20 protein-coding genes are annotated in these 23,463 nt (G+C 55.6%); 3 read left to right on the top strand and 17 right to left on the bottom strand.

What is annotated here, in order from left to right:
- Positions 1–2: 2 nt before the first annotated feature.
- The 9 genes from M5R41_17740 to wecB form a co-directional block, all read right to left on the bottom strand.
- A complete protein-coding gene (locus tag M5R41_17740) occupies positions 3–1,217 on the bottom strand; it encodes an ABC transporter permease (GenBank protein MCZ7558246.1) in 1,215 nt (404 codons plus the stop codon).
- A gap of 18 nt (positions 1,218–1,235) precedes the next feature.
- A protein-coding gene (gene prfB / locus M5R41_17735; protein MCZ7558245.1) for a peptide chain release factor 2 occupies positions 1,236–2,355 on the bottom strand; the annotation gives its coding sequence in 2 pieces (ribosomal slippage) (positions 1,236–2,285 and positions 2,287–2,355; 1,119 coding nt in all).
- Positions 2,348–2,578 (bottom strand): hypothetical protein, encoded by a 231-nt coding sequence (locus M5R41_17730; protein MCZ7558244.1) that lies wholly within the window; start codon positions 2,576–2,578, stop codon positions 2,348–2,350. The genes prfB and M5R41_17730 overlap by 8 nt, the downstream gene beginning before the upstream one ends.
- A gap of 13 nt (positions 2,579–2,591) precedes the next feature.
- On the bottom strand, positions 2,592–3,548 hold the full coding sequence (locus M5R41_17725; GenBank protein MCZ7558243.1) for a PhoH family protein: 957 nt from the start codon (positions 3,546–3,548) through the stop codon (positions 2,592–2,594).
- A gap of 144 nt (positions 3,549–3,692) precedes the next feature.
- Positions 3,693–4,478 carry a LysM peptidoglycan-binding domain-containing protein gene (locus tag M5R41_17720; protein ID MCZ7558242.1) on the bottom strand — a complete coding sequence of 262 codons (786 nt, stop codon included), beginning with the start codon at positions 4,476–4,478 and terminating at the stop codon, positions 3,693–3,695.
- Positions 4,479–4,524: 46 nt separating this feature from the next.
- Positions 4,525–4,806, bottom strand: coding sequence for a hypothetical protein (locus M5R41_17715; protein MCZ7558241.1), 282 nt, complete (start codon positions 4,804–4,806; stop codon positions 4,525–4,527).
- Positions 4,807–4,965: 159 nt separating this feature from the next.
- The gene (gene dusB, locus M5R41_17710) at positions 4,966–5,997 is read right to left on the bottom strand and encodes a tRNA dihydrouridine synthase DusB (GenBank protein MCZ7558240.1); all 1,032 of its coding nucleotides are present in this window, start codon (positions 5,995–5,997) and stop codon (positions 4,966–4,968) included.
- A complete protein-coding gene (locus tag M5R41_17705; protein ID MCZ7558239.1) occupies positions 5,994–7,142 on the bottom strand; it encodes a glycosyltransferase family 4 protein in 1,149 nt (382 codons plus the stop codon). Before M5R41_17705 ends, dusB begins: the two co-directional genes overlap by 4 nt.
- The gene (wecB, locus tag M5R41_17700; protein MCZ7558238.1) at positions 7,135–8,295 is read right to left on the bottom strand and encodes a UDP-N-acetylglucosamine 2-epimerase (non-hydrolyzing); all 1,161 of its coding nucleotides are present in this window, start codon (positions 8,293–8,295) and stop codon (positions 7,135–7,137) included. Before wecB ends, M5R41_17705 begins: the two co-directional genes overlap by 8 nt.
- 448 nt (positions 8,296–8,743) lie before the next feature.
- On the opposite strand from wecB, the gene M5R41_17695 reads away from it, so the two are divergent.
- Genes M5R41_17695 through M5R41_17685 form a run of 3 tightly spaced genes read left to right on the top strand, consistent with a single transcriptional unit; the run spans position 8,744 to position 9,935 of the window.
- Positions 8,744–9,058 (top strand): transposase, encoded by a 315-nt coding sequence (locus tag M5R41_17695; GenBank protein ID MCZ7558237.1) that lies wholly within the window; start codon positions 8,744–8,746, stop codon positions 9,056–9,058.
- The gene (locus M5R41_17690) at positions 9,055–9,744 is read left to right on the top strand and encodes an IS3 family transposase (GenBank protein MCZ7558236.1); all 690 of its coding nucleotides are present in this window, start codon (positions 9,055–9,057) and stop codon (positions 9,742–9,744) included. Before M5R41_17695 ends, M5R41_17690 begins: the two co-directional genes overlap by 4 nt.
- A complete protein-coding gene (locus M5R41_17685; protein ID MCZ7558235.1) occupies positions 9,741–9,935 on the top strand; it encodes an IS3 family transposase in 195 nt (64 codons plus the stop codon). The genes M5R41_17690 and M5R41_17685 overlap by 4 nt, the downstream gene beginning before the upstream one ends.
- Before the next feature lie 794 nt (positions 9,936–10,729).
- On the opposite strand, the gene M5R41_17680 is transcribed toward M5R41_17685, so the two are convergent.
- The 8 genes from M5R41_17680 to M5R41_17645 all read right to left on the bottom strand — a co-directional run bounded on the left by M5R41_17680 (position 10,730) and on the right by M5R41_17645 (position 23,373).
- On the bottom strand, positions 10,730–11,689 hold the full coding sequence (locus M5R41_17680) for a PrsW family intramembrane metalloprotease (protein ID MCZ7558234.1): 960 nt from the start codon (positions 11,687–11,689) through the stop codon (positions 10,730–10,732).
- A 63-nt stretch (positions 11,690–11,752) separates the two neighbouring features.
- Positions 11,753–13,105 carry a hemolysin family protein gene (locus M5R41_17675; GenBank protein MCZ7558233.1) on the bottom strand — a complete coding sequence of 451 codons (1,353 nt, stop codon included), beginning with the start codon at positions 13,103–13,105 and terminating at the stop codon, positions 11,753–11,755.
- A 146-nt stretch (positions 13,106–13,251) separates the two neighbouring features.
- The gene (gene rpsT / locus M5R41_17670) at positions 13,252–13,506 is read right to left on the bottom strand and encodes a 30S ribosomal protein S20 (protein MCZ7558232.1); all 255 of its coding nucleotides are present in this window, start codon (positions 13,504–13,506) and stop codon (positions 13,252–13,254) included.
- Between the two features lie 290 nt (positions 13,507–13,796).
- Complete coding sequence (locus M5R41_17665) at positions 13,797–17,054, bottom strand: right-handed parallel beta-helix repeat-containing protein (protein ID MCZ7558231.1); 3,258 nt, start codon at positions 17,052–17,054, stop codon at positions 13,797–13,799.
- An 831-nt stretch (positions 17,055–17,885) separates the two neighbouring features.
- On the bottom strand, positions 17,886–20,156 hold the full coding sequence (locus M5R41_17660; GenBank protein ID MCZ7558230.1) for a T9SS type A sorting domain-containing protein: 2,271 nt from the start codon (positions 20,154–20,156) through the stop codon (positions 17,886–17,888).
- 163 nt (positions 20,157–20,319) lie between these two features.
- Complete coding sequence (locus M5R41_17655; GenBank protein MCZ7558229.1) at positions 20,320–22,209, bottom strand: T9SS type A sorting domain-containing protein; 1,890 nt, start codon at positions 22,207–22,209, stop codon at positions 20,320–20,322.
- A 661-nt stretch (positions 22,210–22,870) separates the two neighbouring features.
- Positions 22,871–23,125: a Txe/YoeB family addiction module toxin gene (locus tag M5R41_17650; protein ID MCZ7558228.1), complete on the bottom strand. Its 255-nt coding sequence runs from the start codon at positions 23,123–23,125 to the stop codon at positions 22,871–22,873.
- On the bottom strand, positions 23,122–23,373 hold the full coding sequence (locus tag M5R41_17645; protein ID MCZ7558227.1) for a type II toxin-antitoxin system prevent-host-death family antitoxin: 252 nt from the start codon (positions 23,371–23,373) through the stop codon (positions 23,122–23,124). Before M5R41_17645 ends, M5R41_17650 begins: the two co-directional genes overlap by 4 nt.
- Between the last annotated feature and the right edge of the window lie 90 nt (positions 23,374–23,463).

Here is a 23,463-nt window from a genome sequence, read left to right as displayed (position 1 = left end):
GCTCAATGGAATCTGATGGACCGCACAGGATCGAGCCGCGACGCAAGCCAGGCCGGGATGAACGAAGAAAAGAAAGCGAGGCATATGCCTGTAAGCATCACCGCGCCGAAGATCTCGGGGCGCATGTGTATCGGCACCGTCGTCATGAAGTACACGTCCTGCGGCAAGCTGAAAAAGCGAAACTCCTGCTGCGCGAAACAGAAAGCGAAGGCCAGCACCGCGCCCGCCGCCGATCCGACCACACCTATGAGCAGACCTTGCAGCATGAAAATCCTCCGTATGCGCTTGCGCGATGCCCCCAATGCCTGCAATATGCCGATGTACTGCGTTTTCTCGATCACGAACAGCAGCAGTGTGGCGATGACGTTGAACACGGATATCACGATCAGTGAACCGACCACAACGGGGATAAGTTGCTGCTGCAAATCAATCCACACGAACAGATGCCGGTACAGCGAGAAAACGGACCGCGGATCGTAGGGATACCCCAGGCGGGCCTGAATGTTGTCCACTGTCGCATCTACCGCGTCCACATCTTCGCACAACACATCGAAGCCGCTGATTCTGTCGTCGAGGTTGAATACACGCTGCGCCGTTTCGAGACCAGTGAACACGTACACGTCGTCCAGATACTCGGCCATGCCCGTTTCATACAAACCGCGTATCGTGCATTGCAGCTTGGGTGCGTTGTACACATCGCTGAAATCGGTGACACCCAGCAACAGCATGCGGTCGCCCACATTCAGGTTCAGTTTGTCCGCAAGCCGCTTGCCTATGAGAATGGAATGCCGCCCGTCCACCGGCAACAGGTTGAAACTCCCGGCGACGATTTTTTCGCGTATGCGCGACAGATCCCGCAGCGAGTCTATCCCCTTCACGCGTATCCCTTCGATATCGTCGCGCGTAAGCGCTATGGCCTCTCGCGACAGAAAGGGTCCGGCCGCGTCCACATTCGCCATGCCGGACAGCGTGGCAAGCGCCTGCTCGTCGAAACGGACAACATCGTCGCGAAACACGGACACCTGTATATGCGCCGAGAAGCCGATCAGATTGCTGCGCAGTTCCCTCTCGAAACCGTCGAGTATGGTGTAGGTGATGATGAGCGCGGCGGTGCCAACGGCCACGCTGCCCGCCGCCACCGCCGTCATGAACGACAGAAAGCGCGACAGGTTGCGCGTGCGCAAATAGCGGAAAGCGATAAAGCGCTCGAAAGACATGCGCGCCCGGAATTGCCGTTACGTGGGCATCGCCGCGACGGCGTTGCCGAATTGGAGAAGATAGGCCTGCGCGAATCCTTCGAGATTGCCGTCCATCACGGATTGCACATCGTAGTTCTCGTGTCCGGTCCGGTGATCCTTCACCAGCGTATACGGCTGGAACGTGTAGGAACGGATCTGGCTGCCCCATTCGATTTTTTTCTTGCTGTCCTCGATGGATGAAAGCCGCGCCGCTTCCTTCTCGCGCTCGATCTGGTACAGACGCGACTGCAGCAGCTTGAGAGCGGTCTGCCTGTTCTGTAACTGCGAACGCTCCTGCTGGCAGGCCACGACCACACCGCTGGGTATATGCGTGATGCGCACGGCCGTCTCCACCTTGTTCACGTTCTGGCCGCCCTTGCCGCCGCTGCGGAAGGTATCGACTTTCAGGTCGGAGGGATTGATCTCAATCTCGATGTCGTCGTCGATTTCGGGATACACGAACACCGAGGCGAAGCTGGTGTGACGGCGCTTTGCCGCGTCGAACGGCGAAATACGCACGAGACGATGGACACCGATTTCACTTTTCAGGTAGCCGAAGGCAAAGGGTCCGGTGATTTCCAGCGTCACGCTTTTGATGCCCGCGCCTTCGCCCTCGAGTTCGTCCACCAGCGCGACGGAGAAGCCCATGCGATCGCAGTAGCGCAGGTACATGCGGTACAGCATTTCCGCCCAGTCCTGCGACTCGGTACCGCCCGCGCCGGAGTGAATGGTGAGAATGGCGTTGCGCTTGTCGTCTTCACCGGAAAGCATGTTCTTGAATTCCAGTTCGCCGAGCAGCTTTTCGAGCGTCGCGAGTTCCGCGTCCAGCTCGCCTTCCATTTCAGCGTCGGCGCTCTCTTCCGCGAGTTCGATGAGAACAATGAAATCTCCGGTCTTCGCGTGCACCTGTTCCCAGAGTTCGACCCACTCCTTGCGCATGGCGATTTCCTGCATCACCTTTTGCGCCTGGATGTTGTCGTTCCAGAACTCCGGCTGATGCGTGCGCGCTTCGAGTTCGGCTATTTCCTGTTTCTTCCTGTCTACGTCAAAGAAACCCCCGAAGATCGTCGACGCGTCGGCGGATGTCCTGTGCCTTGGAAAGATGGTCTTCAAACATACTGATATCCTTGGTAACTGAATGTTGTATTCTCAATCGGAAGCGCCGGCGATTTGTACCGCCTGCCGCGGAAGCGTCCGTATCTCGTCCCTCTGCGCACGGGCATCACGTACTCCACCACCGCGCGGGTCTGCCGCGCCGCGGGCGTGATATGCACCGGATCGAAGGAGAGCATGATCACGAGAAAAAAGACGAACAGGGTTTTTCTCAGCATCGTCGCCACGGGCACTCCGGCATCACTGATCACCGTGATAGCGCTCGTATGCGTCGATAATGTCCTTCACCAGCCGGTGCCGCACCACGTCGCGCTTGTCGAAATACACGAAGGACACCCCGTCCACACCGGACAGCACATCCTGAATTTCCACCAGACCGCTTTGCCCGCGCGTGGCGAGATCGATTTGCGTTATATCGCCGGTGACGATGGCGCGCGCGTTGGCGCCGAGGCGCGTGAGAAACATTTTCATCTGCATCGTCGTGGCGTTCTGCGCCTCGTCGAGAATGATGAAGGCGTTGTTCAGCGTGCGGCCGCGCATGTAGGCCAGCGGAACGATTTCTATGGTCCTGCGCTCGAGATACGCCTTGAGCTTTTCAGCGGGCAGCATGTCATCCAGGGCGTCGTACAACGGCCGCAGATAGGGATCCACCTTTTCCCGCAAATCACCGGGGAGAAAACCCAGACTTTCTCCCGCTTCCACCGCGGGACGCGCAAGCACGATGCGCAGCACGTCGTGGCGGTTCAGCGCGGCGACGGCTGCGGCAACGGCCATGTAGGTTTTTCCTGTACCGGCCGGTCCGATGGCGAAAACGATATCATTCTGCCGAATAGCGCGCAGGTAATTGATCTGGCCGGGCGTCCGCGCCTTGATGTAATCCTTTTTCGCGTAGAGGATGATGTTATCCACTTCCTCGGGTGCGATCTCCGGCGCCTGCCCGCTGGCGAGCACGTCGAGCACGGTGTTCACGTCGCGCTCGGTGAGCGAATCCGTTTTGTTGACGATGAACATCAGCTCTTTGAGCACCTTTTCGACCATGTCCACGACGGTATCCTCGCCGCGAATGAGTACGCTGTCGCCGCGGGCGATAATGGCCGCGTCGAAACGCTCTTCGATGATGCGAATATTCGCGTCATTGAAGCCGAAGAGGATGACGGGATTGGTGCCGTTGATACGTATGCGTCGTTCTATTTGCATGCATTGCGTGTCCGCCTGCCGGCAGGGGGACTATCCTTCATTTGTGAAAAAAGGAAAAACCCTTACATCAACAAATGTAAGGGTTTTTCGGGAGATCTTCAGGTCACTGTTTCATGCCGCGCGGGTTGCGCGGCGCGGTCTCCGTTACTTGTTAACGTTTTCCGGAGAAGTACCTGTGGGAGCCGCCAGTTCGGCTTCGCGCTTCTGGCGGTAGTATTTCCGCGCGGCGCTTTCCTCTTCAGGAGTGAGAGGAGCGGGAGCCGGAATCTTCAGGACCTGGCCCGGGTAAATCAGATCGGGATTCTTGATCTGATCGCGGTTCTTCTGCCAGATTTTCGGCCATTTGAAGGCGTCGCCGTAAATATCGGGCTTCTTGGCGATGTTCCAGAGACAGTCGCGGTCTTTCGCCCAGGTGCCGACGGTGTAGGATTTCTCAGCACGGGAGAGAGTCTCACGCAGAGTGCGGATGTTTTCGGCGACTCGCTGCACGCGATCATAGAACGCGGGGAGGAGACTGATCTTGTTGCCGGCGAGATTGTTGTACTCGGCTTCCGCTTCGTCTACTTCCGCCTTGCGGGCAAGCAGATCCATCGGCGAAAGACGCAGCAAATCGCTGATTTTGTTCTCGAGGCGCTTCAGGCGCGCTTCGTAGGCATCCACGTCCTGACGGGTGGCACCCACGAGGGCGTAGAGTTCATCGATACATTTCTCGTAATCGTCCTGCTTGCTCTTGAGCACGCGGTTCTTCTCGGTCAATTGTTGATCCAGCGACGACTGCTGGCGTTTGAGGTCGGAGACGCGCTTTTCCAGGTTCTGGATTTTTTGCGCAGCTTCTTCCTCTGTCATCTTGTCCTGTGCGAAGGCGTTGTTCCCGGTAACGAAGAACAATCCCAGCGCGACGGTCAGAATGGCTATGCTATTCCATTTCATGATTCTTTTCCTCGCTTTTCGAATTGAATTCTTGTGCACCGGTGAATTACTGACCCTTCCAGTTCGCCAGACGCTGCTTGACCAGCTCCTTGTCCTTGGCGCACTGTTCGAGTTTGGCTTCCTGAGCCGAGATCTGGCGGTCCAGCGTACCGATCTGGGACTGCTTGCTCTGAATCGCTGATTCCAGGGCGCTGATTTCACGCTCAAGTTCGGAAATGCGGGCCAACTGCTCCGGTGTTGCGTACGATGTGCATCCGGAAATCATAGCTCCGCCACCGAGAATCGCAGCAGCGCAAATAAGCACCACAGACTTACGGAGTTTTCTCATATGCTTCTCCTTGGTGTGGTTAGTTAAAGTAACAGGTTAGACTCAAAACCTAAATTCAACTATTTCAATAATAAAGAAAATGACGCAAGATGTCAAGGTAATGGAAAACTGATCTCCGAAATTCATGATTTTCTTGCGATTGTTGTGAGCCACAATCAATTAACACCGCAGGTCCGCGTAAAAAGTTCCCGGTTCGGCGACAAATTCTCCGATTTCTTCAAAAAATAACAGACTGTGCAGCACGTCTTCCACTTCGGCAAGTGTGACCGGTTTCATGAGAATGTTGCGCATCTGTCTGCTGTTGGGCACGTATTTGAGATACGCGATGTAATGCTTGCGCATTTCGAGCACCGCAGTGCGTTCGCCTTTGACCTGCACGGCCATGCGAAGATGCCTGAGCGCGGTGTCTATGCGCTCGGCGAAGCTCGGGGGCGCGGGGATTTCTCCTGTGGCTAAAAAATGCTTTGCTTCGCGAAAAATCCACGGATTCGCAATGGCGCCGCGCGCTATCATGACGCCGTCGCAGCCGGTTTCCGAAAATGCGCGTCGCACGTCCTCCGGTGTGTTGACTCCACCGTTCAGAATGACAGGAATGTTCACGGCCGCCTTAATTCGCGGTATCCAGCTCCAGTCCGGGTCGCCGCTGTGCCCCTGCTGCCGTGTACGACAGTGTACCGTCAGTGCCTGAATCCCCACATCCTCCAGCATGCGGGCAAGTTCCACGATCTGTATCGAGTCGTGATCCCAACCGAGACGTGTCTTGAGCGTGACTGGCCGCTTCACTCTGTTGACGATGGCTTTCGCCATCTCGACCATGTATGGAAGATCTTTGAGCAGGCCGGCGCCCGCGCCGCGTCCGGCGACTTTTTTCACCCAGCATCCGGCGTTGATGTCCACGATGTCCGGCTCCTCCTGCTCGACTATCGAGGCCGCTTCGAGCATGGTGTCGAGATTGCCGCCGTAGATCTGTATGCCGACGGGACGCTCTTCCTCGCGGATAAGCATTTTTCTGCGCGATTTCGTGGGCTTCTTGCTGCGGACCAGGCCATCGGCGTTGACGAACTCGGTGTAGACGATATCCGCGCCGAATTCCTTGCAGATCTGGCGGAAGGACATGTCGGTGACGTCCTCCATCGGGGCGAGGAGAAGGCCGTTTGATACTCCGAGTTGTTCCAGCAGATGCGCGTTCATTCTTGTGTGTGCACCTTCGCGGCGCGTTTGTATGCCTCGATAGTCAATGCGGCGGTGATAGTCCACGAAAATCCTTCCTGCCGCTGAATGCCGCTCCGGATGAGCTTATCTCTCAAGCTAGCGTTTCCGCATATTTCGCGCAATGCCGAAGCAAATGCACCACTTTCCTCCGGATCGAAGAGCAAGGCGGCGTCGCCCGTCACCTCCGGGAGCGATGTACGGTTGCTGCAAAGCACGGGCACGCCGTGACGCATGGCGTCCAGCGGCGGCAGCCCGAAGCCCTCGTACAGCGATGGAAACACGAAGGCCAGCGCATTCGCATACAGCGGCGAAAGCTGCTCTTCGCTCACATAGTCGAGAAATACGACACGGTCGCCGAGTCCCAGCGCAGCCACCTTGTCCGCGTAGCCGTAGCGATTGTCCAGCGCACCGGCAATGGCGAGCGTCACTCCATCGAGTGCGGGATCTCCCGACACGGCAGCGAAGGCGTCGAGCAAAAAACCGAGTCCCTTGTACGGATCGTGGCGCCCGACGTAGAGCAGATAGCGTCCCCGCTGCAGCCGTCCCGCGAGAGACTGCGGCCAGGCGGCGTTGCTCACTTCCACTGTCGGCGCGAGCGGGGTGACGTCGATGCGCGCTGCGTCGATGCCGAGCATGCGCACGATATCGCGGCGGCTGTGCTCGGAGATGGTCAGCACACGCGCGGCGCGGCGGGTCGAGCGACGCACGATGGTGCGGTACAGCGGCAGCAGACGCACCTTCAGCGAGCGCGCGATGTACTCCGGCTTTGCCAGAGGAATCAGATCGTAGATGGTGCAGACGAAGGGTACGGGAAGAAGCAGTGGAGCCAGAAAATCGGGCATGTGGAAGAGGTCGCAGCGCTCACGACGCAGCAGCAGCGGCAATTCCCACTGATGCCTCAGGGCGTACAGCGAGCCGTCGGGAATGCCTTCGGTAATCGCGGGAATTTCATCTGCGCTGCGCAAGGGTGTGATGCGGCCGTTCGCGTACAGCGACAATTCTATGCCTGAATCGGGCGTTTCGCACATCGCGGCGAGCAGCTTCGCGCTGTATTCGCCGATGCCCGAGCGCCGCGGAGTGATCGCATGCGCATCGAACACGACGCGCAAGGGAGTGTCAGCCACGTCCACCGCCGAGAAGTATGTCCGCTATTCTTCTGCTCGCTTCGCCGTCGCCGTAGGGATTGATGCCCGTAGCCATGGCCTCGTACTGCGCCTTGTCGGTCAGCAGACTGCGCACGGTATCGACGATGCGGGCGCGATCGGTACCCACGAGACGCGACACGCCGGCATCAATGCCTTCGGGGCGTTCGGTCACCTCGCGCATGACGAGCACGGGTTTGCGCAGCGAGGGACCCTCTTCCTGAATTCCTCCTGAGTCCGTCAGCAGCAGTGTACTGTGATCCATGAGGAAGAGCAGTTGTTCGTAGCGCAGCGGATCAAGCAGGTGAATGCGCGCGTTGCCGCTGAGCAGGCGCTCCACCGGCTCGCGCACATTCGGATTGCGGTGCACGGGGTAGACGATTTCCACATCGCCGTGCCCGGCAACGATTTCGAGCATGGCCTGCAGCATCTGCTCGAAAGGCTCACCGAAGCTTTCGCGCCGATGCGCGGTGACGGTAATGAAGCGGGACACGCCGCTCAGCAGTCTGTCCGTGGCATCTTCGCGCAAACCCGCCTCGAGCAGCAGTCCCCTGCGCTGCGCGGGCTCCCAGCGCTCGAGCAGCGACTTGCCCAGCAGCAGCGCATCCACCACCGTGTTGCCCGTGATGTGAATGCCCGCCTCCGCGCGACCTTCCCTGCGCAGGTTGTCCGCAGCCGTCGTAGTCGGCGCGAAGTGATACTCGGCGATGGAGGCCGTGAGGGTGCGGTTGATTTCTTCGGGGAAGGGACTGTATTTGTTGAAGGTGCGCAGACCGGCTTCCACATGTCCCACGGGAATTTTCGCATAAAACGCCGCAAGCGACGAGGCGAACACCGTCGTCGTATCGCCCTGCACAAGCAGAACGTCTGGGCGCAGCTCTTCGAGCACGCCGCGCATGTTCAGCAGCACCGCCGAGGTGATATGCTCCAGCGTCTGATTCGGCAGCATGATATCCAGGTCCACATCCTCGCGAATACTGAAGAAGTCCGTCACCTGCCGCAGCATTTCCTTGTGCTGCGAGGTCAGGCAAACGGACACGCGGAATTCCTCCGGCCTCCCCAGCATATGCGTGATAACGGGCGCCAGTTTGATGGCTTCCGGCCGTGTGCCGAAGGTGAACAGTACATGAAGCATGTGCAGTACTCGTGTTGTTCGTGTCGTCCTGCCGCGCAGAATCCTCACCGCGCGTAACCTTTAATATCGTCATGTTTCGTGAACAGTGAAAGGATTGCGGATTGCGGATTGCGGATTGCGGATTGCGGATTGCGGAGAGCAGAGAGCAGAGAGCAGAGAGCGGAGAGCAGAGAGCAGAGAGCAGAGAGCCTAGCGTGTGCGTCCCGGGAATGAATCGGGAATCGATTATCGGGAATCGATTATCGGGAATCGGAAATCGCGGTAGGGGCACGGCGGGCCGTGCCCGCGTTGCGAACGTACATCGATATTCGAAATCGATAATCGGGAATCGGGAATCGGGAATCGGGAATCGGGAATCGGGAGGCGCGGCGGGCCGTGGAGTGTCCCGAAGAAATTGCACAGAGAGTTCCCCCCGGTTACCTTTTCAAAAATCACCGGAGACTCTGTCATGGTAAAACGAACCCACAAGAAATATGATGCTGCATTCAAACGATCCGTGATCGAGTTGGCTGACAGCACCGATCGACCCGACTCCGCGCTTGAGGAGGAGTTCGACCTCTATGATGGTGCGATACGCACCTGGCGCCGTCAGCTTCTGACACAGAAGTCAGAGGCCTTTCCCGGCAACGGAAATCTTCCCGCCAGTGATTCTGAACTGCATCGTCTTCGTCGAGAGAACGAGATTCTCCGTCAGGAGCGCGAAATATTAAAAAAAGCAGTGGCCATCTTCTCGCTACCCACGAAGCCCGGTTCCGGTTTATGAACGCATATCGGAACGAGTTTAGCATCGAAAGGATGGCCAGCGTGCTCAACGTATCGTGCTCAGGCTATTATGCATGGCGTCGTCGTGGCGAGCATGCACGCGCCGAGCGCACCGCAGCCTTCGATATGGCGGTCCGGGAGGAATTCCTGCGCAGGAAATCCAGCTACGGCGTACGTCGTCTCGTCAAAGCATTACGCAAGCGCGGTTTCGCGTGCGGGCGGAGCCGCGTGGCGGCCAGCATGCGTCGGCAGGGATTGAAGGTCAAGCATCGTCGCCGTTTCATTACCACGACAGATTCGAAGCATTCGTATACTGTCTCGCCAAATATGCTCGAACGCCAGTTTTCGGTCGATGCACCTGATACGGTGTGGGTGAGTGATATCACGTATTTGCGCAGCACCTCCGGATGGTTGTACTTGTGCGTGTTTATCGACCTGTTTTCCCGGAAGATCGTCGGCTGGGAGGTCAGCACATCGTTGCGCCATACAATGGTTGTGACCGCGTTCAAACGCGCGGCTTGGACGCGAAGCATACGTGCGGGGCTTATCGTGCATTCTGATCGCGGTGTGCAATACTGCTGCGAGGGATTCCGCAGTGCCCTGCGCCCTTACGGCAGCATTCAGAGCATGAGCAGGAAGGTGATTGCTGGGATAACGCCGTCGCCGAGTCATTTTTTGCCACGTTGAAGAAGGAAATGCCGGAAGGACTTCTCTTCGCGTCGGTGACGGATGCCCGGCGATACCTCTTCGAGTACATTGAACTTGAATACAATAATCAGCGTCTGCACAGCACGCTGGGCTATCATACGCCGCAGGAACACGAGAATCTGTATTGGTCGAAGAAACGTCTCGGCAATGACATGGAGCAGGCGGCATGAAACGATATGAGCGAGAGCAAGGCGCGCAGCGAACCGCGCTGGCAGTCGGGGCGACTGGAGCCCCCAAGAGAGCTCAGGGCCGCCCCGGCGCCACCCCGCGGTTCCTCTGCGCGACTGCGAACGCGACCACTACAAGCACACTGTCATTTCAATCCGGGGGGAACTCACTGTCCATTTTTTGCGGTACACTCCACCGTGCCTGCGTTTCTACCGCCAAATGAAAACTGAACGCGTCCCAAGCCTGAAGGGCGATAGTTCCTCTAACCCCGGGCTTCAGCCCGGGGTCGCTCGCGCACACAGCACAGGCTGGACCAAGCTCAGCCTGAGGCTGACGACACTTCCTCTGACCCCCAACGTCAGTTGGGAGTCGCACGCGCCCAGCCACGACGTCCTGAGCTCAGCCTGAGGCTGACGACACTTCCTCTAACCTCGCCGCGGCGAGTCTCCGACCCACACGTGAGTGTGGGGGCACGCATGATCGCAACAAAGAAGACAAGCCCGAAGGGCGACACTTCCTCTAATCCCACACGTGAGTGTGGGGGCACACACGACCACAGCACAGGCGGAATAAGCCCGAAGGGCGACACTTCGCCTTGAGATGCGAAAAATGAAATGTGAAAGGAAGGTGCAGCGCAGAGAACGTAGCGCTTAGCGCAGGCATCCTGCATGAATACCGCGCATAGCCGGCGACATGCACGCGCTAAGCTCTCCGCTCTCCGCTCTCCGCCCTCCACTCTCCGCTCCCCGCCCTCCGCTCCCCGCTCTCGCTCCCCCGCTCTCCGCTCCCCGCTCCCCTAATACAGCTTCCCCGCCTCCGAAGCGGAATCTACCGACAACACCGAGGTGATGGAGCTTCGCAGGGTCTCCGCCTCGCCGGCGTAATGTTCGCGCTCGTTTTCATGGCAGTTCCGGCTCTGATGTTTGCGGAAGGCGAGGCGCGTGGCGAGCTGTACGTATTCCTTGCGGTTCACCACCGGCGACAGCCAACCGAGCAGTTTGCGCTTGCTCGTGTACGGGAGGTATTGCAAATGCAGCGCTGGGATGAGCCCCTGCTCGGCTTCCTCGGACAGCTCGCGGATGATGAGGCGGTTTTCGGCAAGCAGGGAGAGCTGCATCACGACGATGATAACCACGAGACTCAGTACGATGAAAATGAGGCCCAGTCCGGCCGCCGCGGGATTGTTGATCGAGACGGAGAAATTCCAGAAAAAATGCATGAAGATAGCGAGAAACAAGCCAAGCAATCGGAGCGGCACCTTTACGCCGGGACGCCCGAACTTCGTGTAACCGATGAAGGCCCCGAATATCCCCGTCGCCATGGCGTGCATCACGGTGGTGAACAGCGTGCGTATCACAACCATACCCACCCACTCTCCCGCGGTCGACGCTCCGAGGAAATAGAGAAAATTCTCCGTCATTCCGAATCCCAGCCCGATGGCCATGCCGTAGACCACGCCGTCGGTAATGTTGTCGAAACGCCGGTCGCGCACCGTCCAGAAGAGAAAGACGCCCTTCGTGATCTCCTCGGTGATGGGTGCGACGAATATCGCGTCGTGAAAGGCCGATGACGCGAGAGCCGCCGATGCGATAACGCTGAACAGAATGCCGAAAATGATCGCACCCAATGCTCCCCAGGCGAAATTGAGAAAGAGAAGTCCGATGGGCTCGCGATCATAACGATCCATGACCCATATCGCCCACAGGTACATGCCCATGGGTACTATGGCGAATATCAGTGACGCCAATGCCAGCATAGCGCTATCCTTATCCTGATCGGAAGAGACCTGCTTCAACCGATGCAAGATACGCAGAGCGGGTCAAATATCGGAAGCGTTGCTCTCGTCACCGCGCGTTTCGTCGGTGCGCGTTTCGTCGGTGCGCGAGATCCGCACGCGTTTGACGCGCCGCTCCTCCGCTTCGATCACGTCGATGGTGATGCTTTCGTGGGTAATGCTCTCTCCCGACTCGGGAATGCGTCCGAACAGCATGGTCACGAATCCGCCGATGGTGTCGTAATCCTCGCTCTCGGGAATGTGCAACACGTCATAGCCGTTGAAGTCGGTGATGTTGATCACCGCCTCGACCTCGATGGAGCCGTCCGGCAATTTCGTGTAGGGACTTTCCTCCTCGTCGTATTCATCGCGGATATCTCCGACGATTTCCTCGAGAATATCCTCCATCGTGATAATGCCTTCGGTGCCGCCGAATTCATCCACCACGATGGCCATGTGCAGACTTCTGAGCTGAAATTCCCGGAGCAGTTGGGAAATGGACTTCGTTTCCGGAACGATGAACGCGGGCCGTATGATGTCCTGCAGGATAATCAAATCCTTGTGCTGCACGAGGCTGATCACATCCTTGGCGTACACCACACCCACGATATTGTCGAGGGATTCAACGTACACCGGCATGCGCGTGAAACCCTCCTCGAGAAATTTCTCCAGAATCGTATCGGCGCTCATTCCCATTTCCACGGCGACGATGTCCGTGCGGGGAATCATCACCTCCCGTGCGGTGGTATCGGTGAACTGAAGGATGCTTTCAATCAGCTCGTGCTCCGTGCGGTCGAGCAGGCCGGTTTTCGCTCCGTCCTCGAGAATATCTTTGAGATTCTCTTCAGAGGTGACGGCGATGTGAAAGGAGGGCGTGATGCGCAGCGGACGGAACAGTCCGGCGGAAATCGCCGTGAGCATACGCCGCGGCAGCGATAGCAGTCGCGAGAGTCCGTACATCCAGCCCGCCAGGGCCAGCACGAGACTTTCGGCGAAGCGTACACCGATGGCCCTGCCGGAGAGTGTGGCCAGCACGAGAAAGACGCTGGAGATGAGAATGGCAAACAACGCGACGCCGGTCGGAATAAGCAGTTTGTCCAGCCATGCCTGCTGCGAGTAACGGGCAAGGCCGTGTGCCCACTGCCCGATGTACGGCGAAACAAACATACTTGCGGCGGTCAACAGGAAAAATGTCGCTAAAAGAACGGTGCCCTTGCGTTCCTCGTCGCTGTCCTTGAGCCGCAACGCAGCGTGGGCGGATGAAAGGCCCTTGTCGGCTAAATCATCGAGTCGGCTGCGAGACGCGGAGGTGATGGCGGTATCCGCAATGGCGAGCACCATCGCGGCGAGGAGGGCGAAAAAGAATAATGCGATATCAAGCGCGGGTATTTCGGTCATCGGAGTCGCGCTCCTGCTGACCGGTACGGGCGTGAAGGCGGGGTGGTACTCGGAGGCTCCATAATGTGCTCACTGCCTGCGAAACAGGCATGCCGAGCATGCCTGGATTCATGCGCAACCACGCGGAAGCGCCGCAGAAGAGCGAATTATCCCAGCTTCTGAATGAAACGGGCGAGCTTGGATTTCTTGTTCGCCGCGAAGTTCTTGTGGACAATTCCTCTGGTGGAAAGACGATCCAGCAAGGCGGAAACCTTCTTGTACTTCGTCTCGGCAACTACTTTGTCCGTGGACGCGCGCAAATCCTTGATCGCGGTTTTCATCATGGACTTGTTCATCCGGTTGTACAAACGGCGGCGCGCCGACGTACGGACTCTCTTGGCTGCGGACTTATGTTGAGGCATGACACTCCTTGTTCAAAATGCACGAACTCAAATATATGCACGTCCAGCATAAATGGCAAGTGGGGATTGGAATCATGGAATCGTAGCAGCAGCCGGCATCGTCACGGTGATCATCAGTCTACCCGCGGTTGATCCCGCTCCCATGTGCACGGCGTTCGATGCTCAGGGATGGCGCACCGTCCACCCGGCGTGCAGGCGGGAAGCGAAGACCCAGGCGTAGTCGGAGGTCCCCCGCGCCGCCAGACGCACCGTATCGCTGCGAGCCCTGTACACTTCTGTGGCCGCTGTGCCTATTTGTCGTGCAGCACGCGCAGCAGGATCCAATGTCGACGCTCCTGTTGTTGGAATACCACGATGTAGGAGCCGGACGCGAGCTGCGTGCAGTCGAGCAGCAGGGTGTTCCATCCGCTTTGGAGAGATCTTCCGCTCTGCACCCGGCGCCTCTTTCCGGAGATGTCGTAGAGAGAAATATCCACCACGCAATCATGCTCGACGCGCACGCTCAGATGGGCTGTTCCCGATACAGGTTCCGGCCATGGACCTTCAACGGAAAGCCATTGGGGTGAAGCGCCGCCGCCAACATCGAATTGTTCGTCCGTATCTCTGCTGTTCTTGGCGAACGCAGCCCAATCGGTACTGTCGGGTGGGATGCGAAGCAGGATTTTCGCGTAGGTGTTCTCGCGACTGCCCGGATAGGCACCGTTCAGAGTATTGTAGAAATCGTACGCCCGTGAATGATCCAGCCTGACACAGGCATGCATGTACACGAGTCGGAGCAGCATTCCTCGCGTGTGCGCAGCCGATGCGGATCGCAGCATCGCGTTGTTCATCGTCTGCTCGGCCGCCACAGTGTCGCGGTTCCGGATTTGCTCAATCGACAGCACATCGGTCGCTATCCATCGCTTCCATGCGCTGTCGCTATACATGGCCATGCTTTCGAGAGTGTTGTGGAACACGGTCCAGAAGGGGCCTCTGTTCCCGGGTTGCGCTCCAATCGTGTCTGTTACGGTCATCGCAACCATTTCCTGCCATGCGAGAATGCCTTGCAGAAACTCCGGGATACTGACAGCTTCGGTTACCGCAAGCGCATAATCGCTTTGCGCCGCCGAATACAGTCCCGACCTGGTGAAGCGTTCCGCTCTGTCGAGAGCGGCCCTGAAGAGATTCGGCCCCTGGGTTTTCAGCAGCACAGGATCGCTGCCGGGAGTCGGAATGGAATCTGTAGGATCATCCCATTGGAAAATGCCGTGATTCGAAACCGAAAAGGAGAGCGTATCGGCTGAGACGCCGGGTATGCTGTCGGGATAATTTCCCCAGCCGATCACTCGGGCGTACGGTCCCACACCGAGGTCAACAAGGCCCGGGCCAAGCAAGGAAGTTTTATACACGCTGTTGTCACAGTGAAATTCCGCAGTGTTGTATTCACGCACAATCACACCATTGCTCCAGTTGAAACGGAATCCGTTCCCGCGCGAGGTGTCGCACATTGACGGGGCAAATATCCCGTTCCATTTGTTGAAATAGATCTTGGAGTACTCGGTAGCTTCGGCACCGATCCGGTTGCTGTCGATTCTGTTGTCATACCAGGTTTCGTTGCACGCATACGTGCGAAGCCCGATATAATCATTGTGCGAAATCCTGTTGCTCTCGATTGCGGTCGATGTATGGTTCTGTACATCCAACCCGATGTATTGATTGTTGTTAATGTGATTGCGGCGAAAGACGGGTCGCCCCTCGGTGATTCTGCATCCCACATCATTATACGAGATTTCGCAATCTTCAACCGTCGGATTGCCTCTGTATATCCATATACCGGGATCGCCGTGATGGATGAACATATTTCTGAGTTGCGAGCCGCGCCAATTTCCGTGGAGCAGCAGACCGTACCACGCATCAGCAGGTTGACAGCGCTGGTTTGTCGCGTAGTACATGGACTGTATGCGCGCCCAGGATGAACCGCCCTCACCGCTCACCGGCGTCTCGACTATCCCATGACAGACGATGCTCCCCTCGCGCTGCATGCGAACAACACTGGAGTCGCTGAATTTCAGTCGGGAAGCGCCATCCGCTATCAGCATGTGTTTCAGGCCGCTAACCTCGGCCGCTGTATCGAAGGTAATGCGTCCCGAATCCCTCGCGATGAAGCGGCAGCCGTCGGTGACGGTACACGATTCCAGAGTGAGATCGCCCTCGACAAGAAAATGGGAGGAGTCCAGGAGCTGCAGGATAGTGCCGTCCCTGACGATGAGACGGCCTCCATCGGCGACGTGAACATTGAGTCTGCCGGAAATCACCTTTTCCATGCCGCCGAGGTAAATGACGCCGCCCGGAGCGCAGTACAAGGTGTTTCGCGGCACCGCGTACTGCGATGTGTCGAAGAAAACCGCGCCGACGCTCAGTTCACCGCGTACAACCAACGAATCCGCCGTAGCCCAGGAAAAGCTGGTGTTGTCGACAAACTCGACCTTCGCCGAGTCGTCTATCACCGCGCCACCGGGGCCTATGGTAAAGTGCAGCGGCTTCCCCGCCTCCACTGTGCCGATGCGAATACTCTCCTGAAATGGAATATGCCGAAGCGTGTCGGTCAGGGTGCTGTCATAGTAGCGGAAAATCCACATCCCATTGTACAAATCGCTGCCGTAGACGATGCCGGGCCTGTTCGTGTCGGGCACAAGGCGGTATATGCCCTTTGCGTACATGATGATGTCCGGGCGATTGTAAAAATTGGCGCTGCCCGGATCATTGCTCAGAAAGGATTCGGTGCGGCAATAGGCGCGGACGGCAATGCTATCTCCGTTCAAGTGCAAGATTCTGGGGCCGGTGTTGTAACCCGCAAGGTAAAGTGTGTTCCCAACAAGATACGGTTCGTGGAGACCGGTAGGGACATCTGCCACTTCCGGGATATTCGCGAGACCGATATAGCCTTCAGGGTGCGTATCACTCTCCTGCACGTCGTATGCGTTGAGCAGGAGACTACGTTGATTTACCTGGAGGGTATTATTTCCGAGGCTGTCTCTGTCCCAGATTCTCAGGAATGCTCCCTGAATTCGCATTGGATCGACACCGCGATGCTTGGGGTGGTTTCGGTGGTTGAAGTTCAAACGAAGCGTATCGACTTCAAGGAAACCGCTCCATCCCATCCTGTACTGCGGCGAACCATCCTCCCAATACAGCGGCATTCCGTTGTAATAGGCATAGTAAAGCTGCTCCGTAGTTGTGTCGACAGCGTTTGGTTCGAAAAAATCTATGCCTTCCCAAATCTCTGGGATCCAGGCTCCATTTTCGTTCTGTGCGGCATCGCTCTTGGTAAATTCATCGACAGTGAGTACGTAATTCCTCCCATTGTGATCATACGGCAGCACGCTGTGGCACACGCGATGGTCCCATTTGTTGTTGCGTACATCTGTTACCGGCTGATGCACGGTAGAGTCGAAGAGTATTTTGTTGGGATTGATAATCGTACTTGGTAAAAGCGTACGGTCATGGTCATAGTACTGCGCAACAGTGCTATCGAGAGTCCAGCTCTGATCGAACGTGAGCAATCTCATACCGCTTCGTACGGCGCCAACCCCTACGACTCTGTCTCCGTTTGCCCTCGTAAACGCTTTAACTTCGTGGTTTTTGACCCGATTGTGCAATGTACCCGTTGTGTCCGGAAATAAACTGATGTCAGATTCAGCGATCCAGGTGCTTGGCGTAGAAACATCAAAGTAACGCAGAAAATCCAAGTTTGTAGCGAAAAACAACCTGCCATCGTGGTAATAAATCATCTCGTGAATATTTCCGGTAGGGATGTCGTGGCGAACAGTGATCCAAGATGTATAATAATCGAGCGAGTCTATACCATCCGGGTCATTCTTTAATGCGGCGATCAATGTGGGAGATATTCGCACGTCCAGGAAGAGATTCATTGCAACGGTTGTGTTCTTTCGTGGCGCGTATAAAAACAACCTTATTGTGTCATTATAGTTCACGACTTCCATGTCATTAGGAGCGTAATTAGGAAGAAGATTGATTCTACCCATTCTGATCGGATGCGATGGATCGGTGGCATTATAGAACACAAAACCTGAAGTATCGCTATTTATTATCTCCTTGACCACAAGAATGTTCATGTTGTCAAATGAGAAGTATTCGAATCGATCCGTAAATGTATTTACGGAAACGCGATCGAGAATGGCCAAATTTTTCGAGTCCTGGTACACCGGTGGTACTTGACTTTGAAAATTCAGGGATGGTAGTAGCTCCGAGGGTGGCGGAGTTTGAGCTACCGCATTGCCGAAACAGAAGACGGCACAAAGCAGTAACATCCCGGTATACACATGCACTGTTCTCATGGAAAATTTCATCGTGTACCTCTGGATAACAAGTTCTATATTTCAGTATAATACCAGGGCCTTCTCGATTATTGCGTCTACGCCGCTCTGCAATTTCACGAAATACAATCCGGGAGGAATTCTGGCGCCGTCGGGCGTGGCTAAAGACCAGTATGCAACACCGGTTCGTTGCGCGATAGTGGATCTCCAGACTATTCGACCAAGAACATCAAATACGATCAACGAACTCGGATTTTGTTCGCCCACATCGTAATAATGTATGCGAATTTCGTTGCTCGAAGGATTAGGGTAGATTCGCAGTCGAGGATTCCGTTGATGAATATTACCTGGTTCTATCCGATCCGTCATCGAAGCATATTTGATGCGATACAAGCCAAAAATCGGTCTCAGAACATAGATGTACATGTCGGTTTTATCGACATGAATGGTCCATCCTCTACTCAAATTGTGCATCTCCGTCGTCCATATCGAATTCCCCTCCTGATCGCGCAATAATCGCCAACGGTCATTATGAAAAATGTACATCCCCGTATCTGTTTCAAGTATGACTTCTCCGTGAGACTGGAAGTTTTGTATGTGCTGAACGTGATCACTGAACCCAGATGGCATCCTCTTCCATGAACAACCATAGTCGGTGGAGCAGGAATCCCCCGTGTAGCTGAGGAAATAACGATCCGTCCGCGTTGTGTACAGATTGTACGTTTGATTATTATTGCTCTCGTTACTGCTGATACAAGAAAACGAAAATCCTCCATCGGGTGTATAGAAAAAACCTCCGTAGTCGTCTTGCATTGGGTCGTATTCCATCGCAACGATTAAAATTCTCAGGGGATCGAGTTGCGACGGCCATGGCGTTACCGCGGAGACACTGGCCGGAATGCCAAACCATTGCCATGTAGCTCCAAAATTCGAAGACCATCCGATTGTCGAGGTGTGTTTGGATACATAGATCCATCCCGGGAAGCGCTCGGAAGGGATACATCTGAATGTGCGCGTACCGACATCGGCGGGGTGAGGTCGAGGAATGGATGTTGTGATCAGAAGCGTATCCGGTACATGTTGACCCGCTACCCCCGATATCAATGTATAGCGTCCATCAGGTAGTTGAGCATGAAGATAATATCGCGATGGCCTGCCGGCGTCCACAAAGAGTTCATAGACCGCTCGGGAGGTAAAAAGGCTATCCCATGTCATTCCGCCATCGTTGCTCTCCAGTAAGGCGTAGTTGCTTTGCAGTCTTCCTCCGTCCGAAATAAGTACGAACATTGTATCGTCTTGGGCATGCGCGAATTCAATGCTTCCGAAATTAAAGAACACAGGGGGGGCAGCCACCTCGGACCAGGTATCCCCATAATCCGTGGATCGAAGAACCCCACGGATCGGGATCGTTACGATAAGAACCGTATCCACAAGAACGGCATCCAGAACAAGAAAGCTTGTGAGTTGCTGAAAGGTTTTTCCCGAATCCGTAGACCGCAACAACGATTTGCAGGGCTGGATAATATCCACTGAATTACTGACATGAAAGTGCTTTCCATTACCGAACGGCGTGCTACAACTGCCACCCACAATACGTACCGTTTGTCGAGTCCACTGTTGCCAAGTTTTACCGGTATCGCATGATTCGAATACCTCCAGACTATCGATACCAGTCGACAAACGAAATACCAGTACGCCGCCCTGTCTGATCGAATGAATAGAAGAACGCACCGATCCCGGGATGGGATAGGGGATCCACTCTGTTCCACCATTGTTTGTCACGACGATGGAATCCTCTTTCAAAACCAAAATAAGTTTACTGTCGTTAGCATCAACGTAGAAATCATAGTGGAAATCGTCATCCTTGGGTCCTACTTCCCGCCATGTGTTGCCATCATCCGTTGACGTGTACAAGGACTCGGTGTCGCTGTCCCAGGTGAAGATCGATCCATCCTCCGTCACCTTCGTTTGGCTCACTCCGAAATAGTGGTCGCTCCCCGGCACGGGCAGAGAGTCCCATACGACACCGTCAGCATCTGATCGCCATAATCCATTCAACGAGGTCGCGTATATGCGCCCTTGCGGATCAAACGTAAAATTCACAAAGCTTTGATCGAAGCGGAAGGTCTCGTTCCGCATGCGAGTCCAGCTATTTCCTCCGTCCTTTGATCGGAAGAAATTCCCTTGTCGGTTATACCCGATGATGTCCTTTTCGTTGTAAGGATTCTGGACCAATTTATCGAATTGCCCCCCATTCAACGGCAAGCGCTCCCATTGCTGCGCGGCAAGGGGTTGGCACAACAGGCAAAGCAACACCAGGATGAAATATCTCATGGTACGTTCACAGTCTGGCTTTGCTCGGAGAGGGAGTTCGGGCGAATGAACCGCGGAGCAGCGCTGTATCGGATGCCACATGCGTAAATACCTCCAAGCCGGTATAAATATCTTAAAGAAAAGATACGGAATTGTCTTGACAAGGCCAAGAGACGTTGCGTGCTTAGCGCACAATAAACATTCGCGACGACGTGGACTTGTTCGATTTCGTTCGTACGAGATACACACCCGGTGGTACACGCGTATGCCCGAGGTCCTTCAGATTCCACGTTGCCATGTTGAGTCCCGTCATCGGTTGGTATTGCCATACCATCCTGCCAAGAAGATCGTACACGTGCAATACGCCCGGGACTGATGAAGCATCCCGCCATCGGAAGCTAACATTGTCCCTCGCCGGATTGGGATATACGCCGAGAACGAAGTCGCGTGTGACGGGATGCTCATCACTTCCTATTCCCGTCGTTTGATCAATCTCGCAGCGGTAGAGGCCATGGACGGGGATGAGCACGTACAGATGCCGTCCATCGAGATCCACATATATCTTTTTTGATGTTGTCATCTCATGCATCTCCCTGTTCCAAACGGATGCGCCACTCGGATCGCGAAGAAGGCGCCAGCGCTCGCCGTCGACGATATACATACCCACATCGGTTTCCGCCAGGACGTTGCCATGCGTCTGGAATTTCTGCATCGTCGTTGGCGGATCAAGAAATCCATCCCTGAACGCCGACCAACTGCGTCCGTAATCCGTTGAGCTGGTATCGGGAGGATAGCGATGAAAGATGCGGTCCGTCTCTGTGACGAACAACTGCCGGTGGCAATACGCACCCAACGCTTCATCGGCGTTCACGTATTGGAATGTTGCGCCGCCATCCTCCGTGAGATAGAGTCCCGCGTACCCGACGGTGAGCGGGTCCGCTTCCTTGGCCGCAATCAGGATGCGCTGCGGATCGATTTGCGACGGCCAGGGAGCGACGCCGGAGATGCTGATCGGCAACGACCGCCACTGCCAGGTGACGCCGCGATCGGACGACCACCCGAAGGACGACGTATGCTTCGATGCATAGATCCAACCTGGAAAGCGCTCAGAGGGGATGCAACGGAAGGTTCTGGGAGGAAAAAGGTCCGTTGGTCGAGGTACCGATCTCGTCAGGAGCAGTGTATCCGGCGCTGTCTGGCCAGCCACGCCCGAAATCAGGGCGTACGTACCGTCCGTCGTCTGCGCATGCAGGTAGTATCGCGCGGGACTGCCGGCATCGACCTGCAAATCGTACGCGGATTCCGTTTCGAACAATGTGTACCATGTATATCCGCCGTCGTCGCTTTCCAAAACATAGCTCGTTCTGTCGCTTTCACCCAACCTGTCCGACACCAGCGCGAACATCGTATCGCCTCTGGCATGAGCATATTCGATATCGCCGAAACGCAACAGATCCGGTTGACCGGGCACAGGCATCCACGTGTCGCCATAATCCAACGACCGCTGAACACCGTGCATCGGATGCAGAGCGACGAGTTCCTCTCCCACTTGCACGATATCGATAAACTGTATTTCCGAAAGCTGAATAAACGTCTTCCCGGTATCCGTGGATCGCAGAGGGACGTAACACGGCTGCATGAAGATAATTGAATCCCGGAAGCAGAAAATTTTCCCTTCGATGCCGAATCTCTCGCAATCGTAGCCGTGAACCTTGACCGTATCGATGGTAACAGCGTGCCATGTCCGCGCTGTGTCCGTACTCTCGTAGAGAAGCACGTTCTCTCTTCCAGTGAAGATGCGAAACAACAGTTTGTCGTCTCTAATGGAGGATATATATGATGACCGACTTGCCGCCGGAACGTCAAATTCGGACCAGGTTTTACCCCCGTCAAGTGACCGAACCGTGGAATTCAGCTTTTGAAGTAAAATAATCTCAGGATTGGTGCTATGGAGATACAATGTGTATACATACGATTTACCTGGAGGACGAATATCCTGCCATGAGGTGCCGTCGTCTCTGGAAACGAGGAGTGAGTAATTGATCGTATTCGAGATCACGATCGTGCCATCCATACTGATTCTCACCCGACTACTGGGAAAATATCTGTTTCCATTTGGAGCATCGAGGAGGCTCCAACTCCTCCCCTGATCGGCCGATCGCCAGACTCCATTCTTCGTGATTACGTAGATCCTAGACAGCCGATCGAAAGTGATATCATTAAAATCAATGTCGAAAGGCAGATTCTCATGTTTTATGGCTTTCCAAGTCAAGCCGCCATCGTGTGAGAGATACATATGATACCATCTTGCATACGCCAGTATCTCCTTTTCGTTATATGGATTTTGAGCAAAGCCATCGAGTTGCCCGCCATTCAGCAGCAAGCGCTCCCATTGCTGGGCGTCAAGCGGTTGGCACAACAGGCACAGCAACACCAGGATGAAATATCTCATGCTGCGCTCAGAATCTGGCTTTGCTCGGTGGGGAAGTTCAGGGGAATGAACCGCGGAGCAGCGCTGTATCGGATGCCACATGCGTAAATACCTCCAAAGCGGTATAAATATCTTAAAGGGAAGGTACGGAATCAGCTTATCAGACGCAACAGACGATGATTGCAACGTCGCTAACATGCAACGTCGCTACACGCTTTGACACGCACAGTCAGGAACTTGTTTCCGGCCCGAGCGGTGTCCGGCTTACCCATTTTGTGTCCCACGCTTCCCCGTGACCGCGCCCTCAATAATGATACCGCAACTGTGCGATCAGCACGGTATCCTCGCGCACGGTATACACGATGCGGTGTTCTTCGGTGATGCGGCGGGACCAGTATCCGCTCAGGGCATGCCGGAGTCGCTCGGGTTTGCCCAGGCCTGTGAACGGCGTCCGCTGTATATCGCGAATGAGATCATTGATACGGCGGAGGATGGCGTCGTCATGTTTCTGCCAATGCAGGTAATCCTCCCAGGCCTGCTCGGCAAAGATACGCTTCACTCCGACAGCTCCCGCGACACACCACGGCCCTCTTCGAGTTCGAGCATTGCTTCTAGCAATCGCCGCGCGTTTTTCGGCGAACGAAGCAGATGCGCGGTTTCCTCGAGCGCTTCGTATTCCTCAAGCGAAAGAACAACCACACTCGGATTGTTCGTCCGCGTAACGATGACCGGCTGCTTGTCGCCGCACACGCCCTCCATCACTTTCGCGAGGTTTTGCCTTGCGGCGGTATATGATATGGCTTTCATGACGATATCCTGTACATGTACAGCATAATGTACGGCATCGACCGACGGTAATCAACTGACGATTTACGACGTACGATTTACGATCGCGTG

The sequence above is a fragment of the Bacteroidia bacterium genome, assembly GCA_027493955.1.
Taxonomy (GTDB): Bacteria; Bacteroidota; Ignavibacteria; order SZUA-365; family SZUA-365; genus JAOSJT01.
Note: the sequence above shows the minus strand (reverse complement) of the source record. Positions and strands in the feature narration are given on the sequence as shown.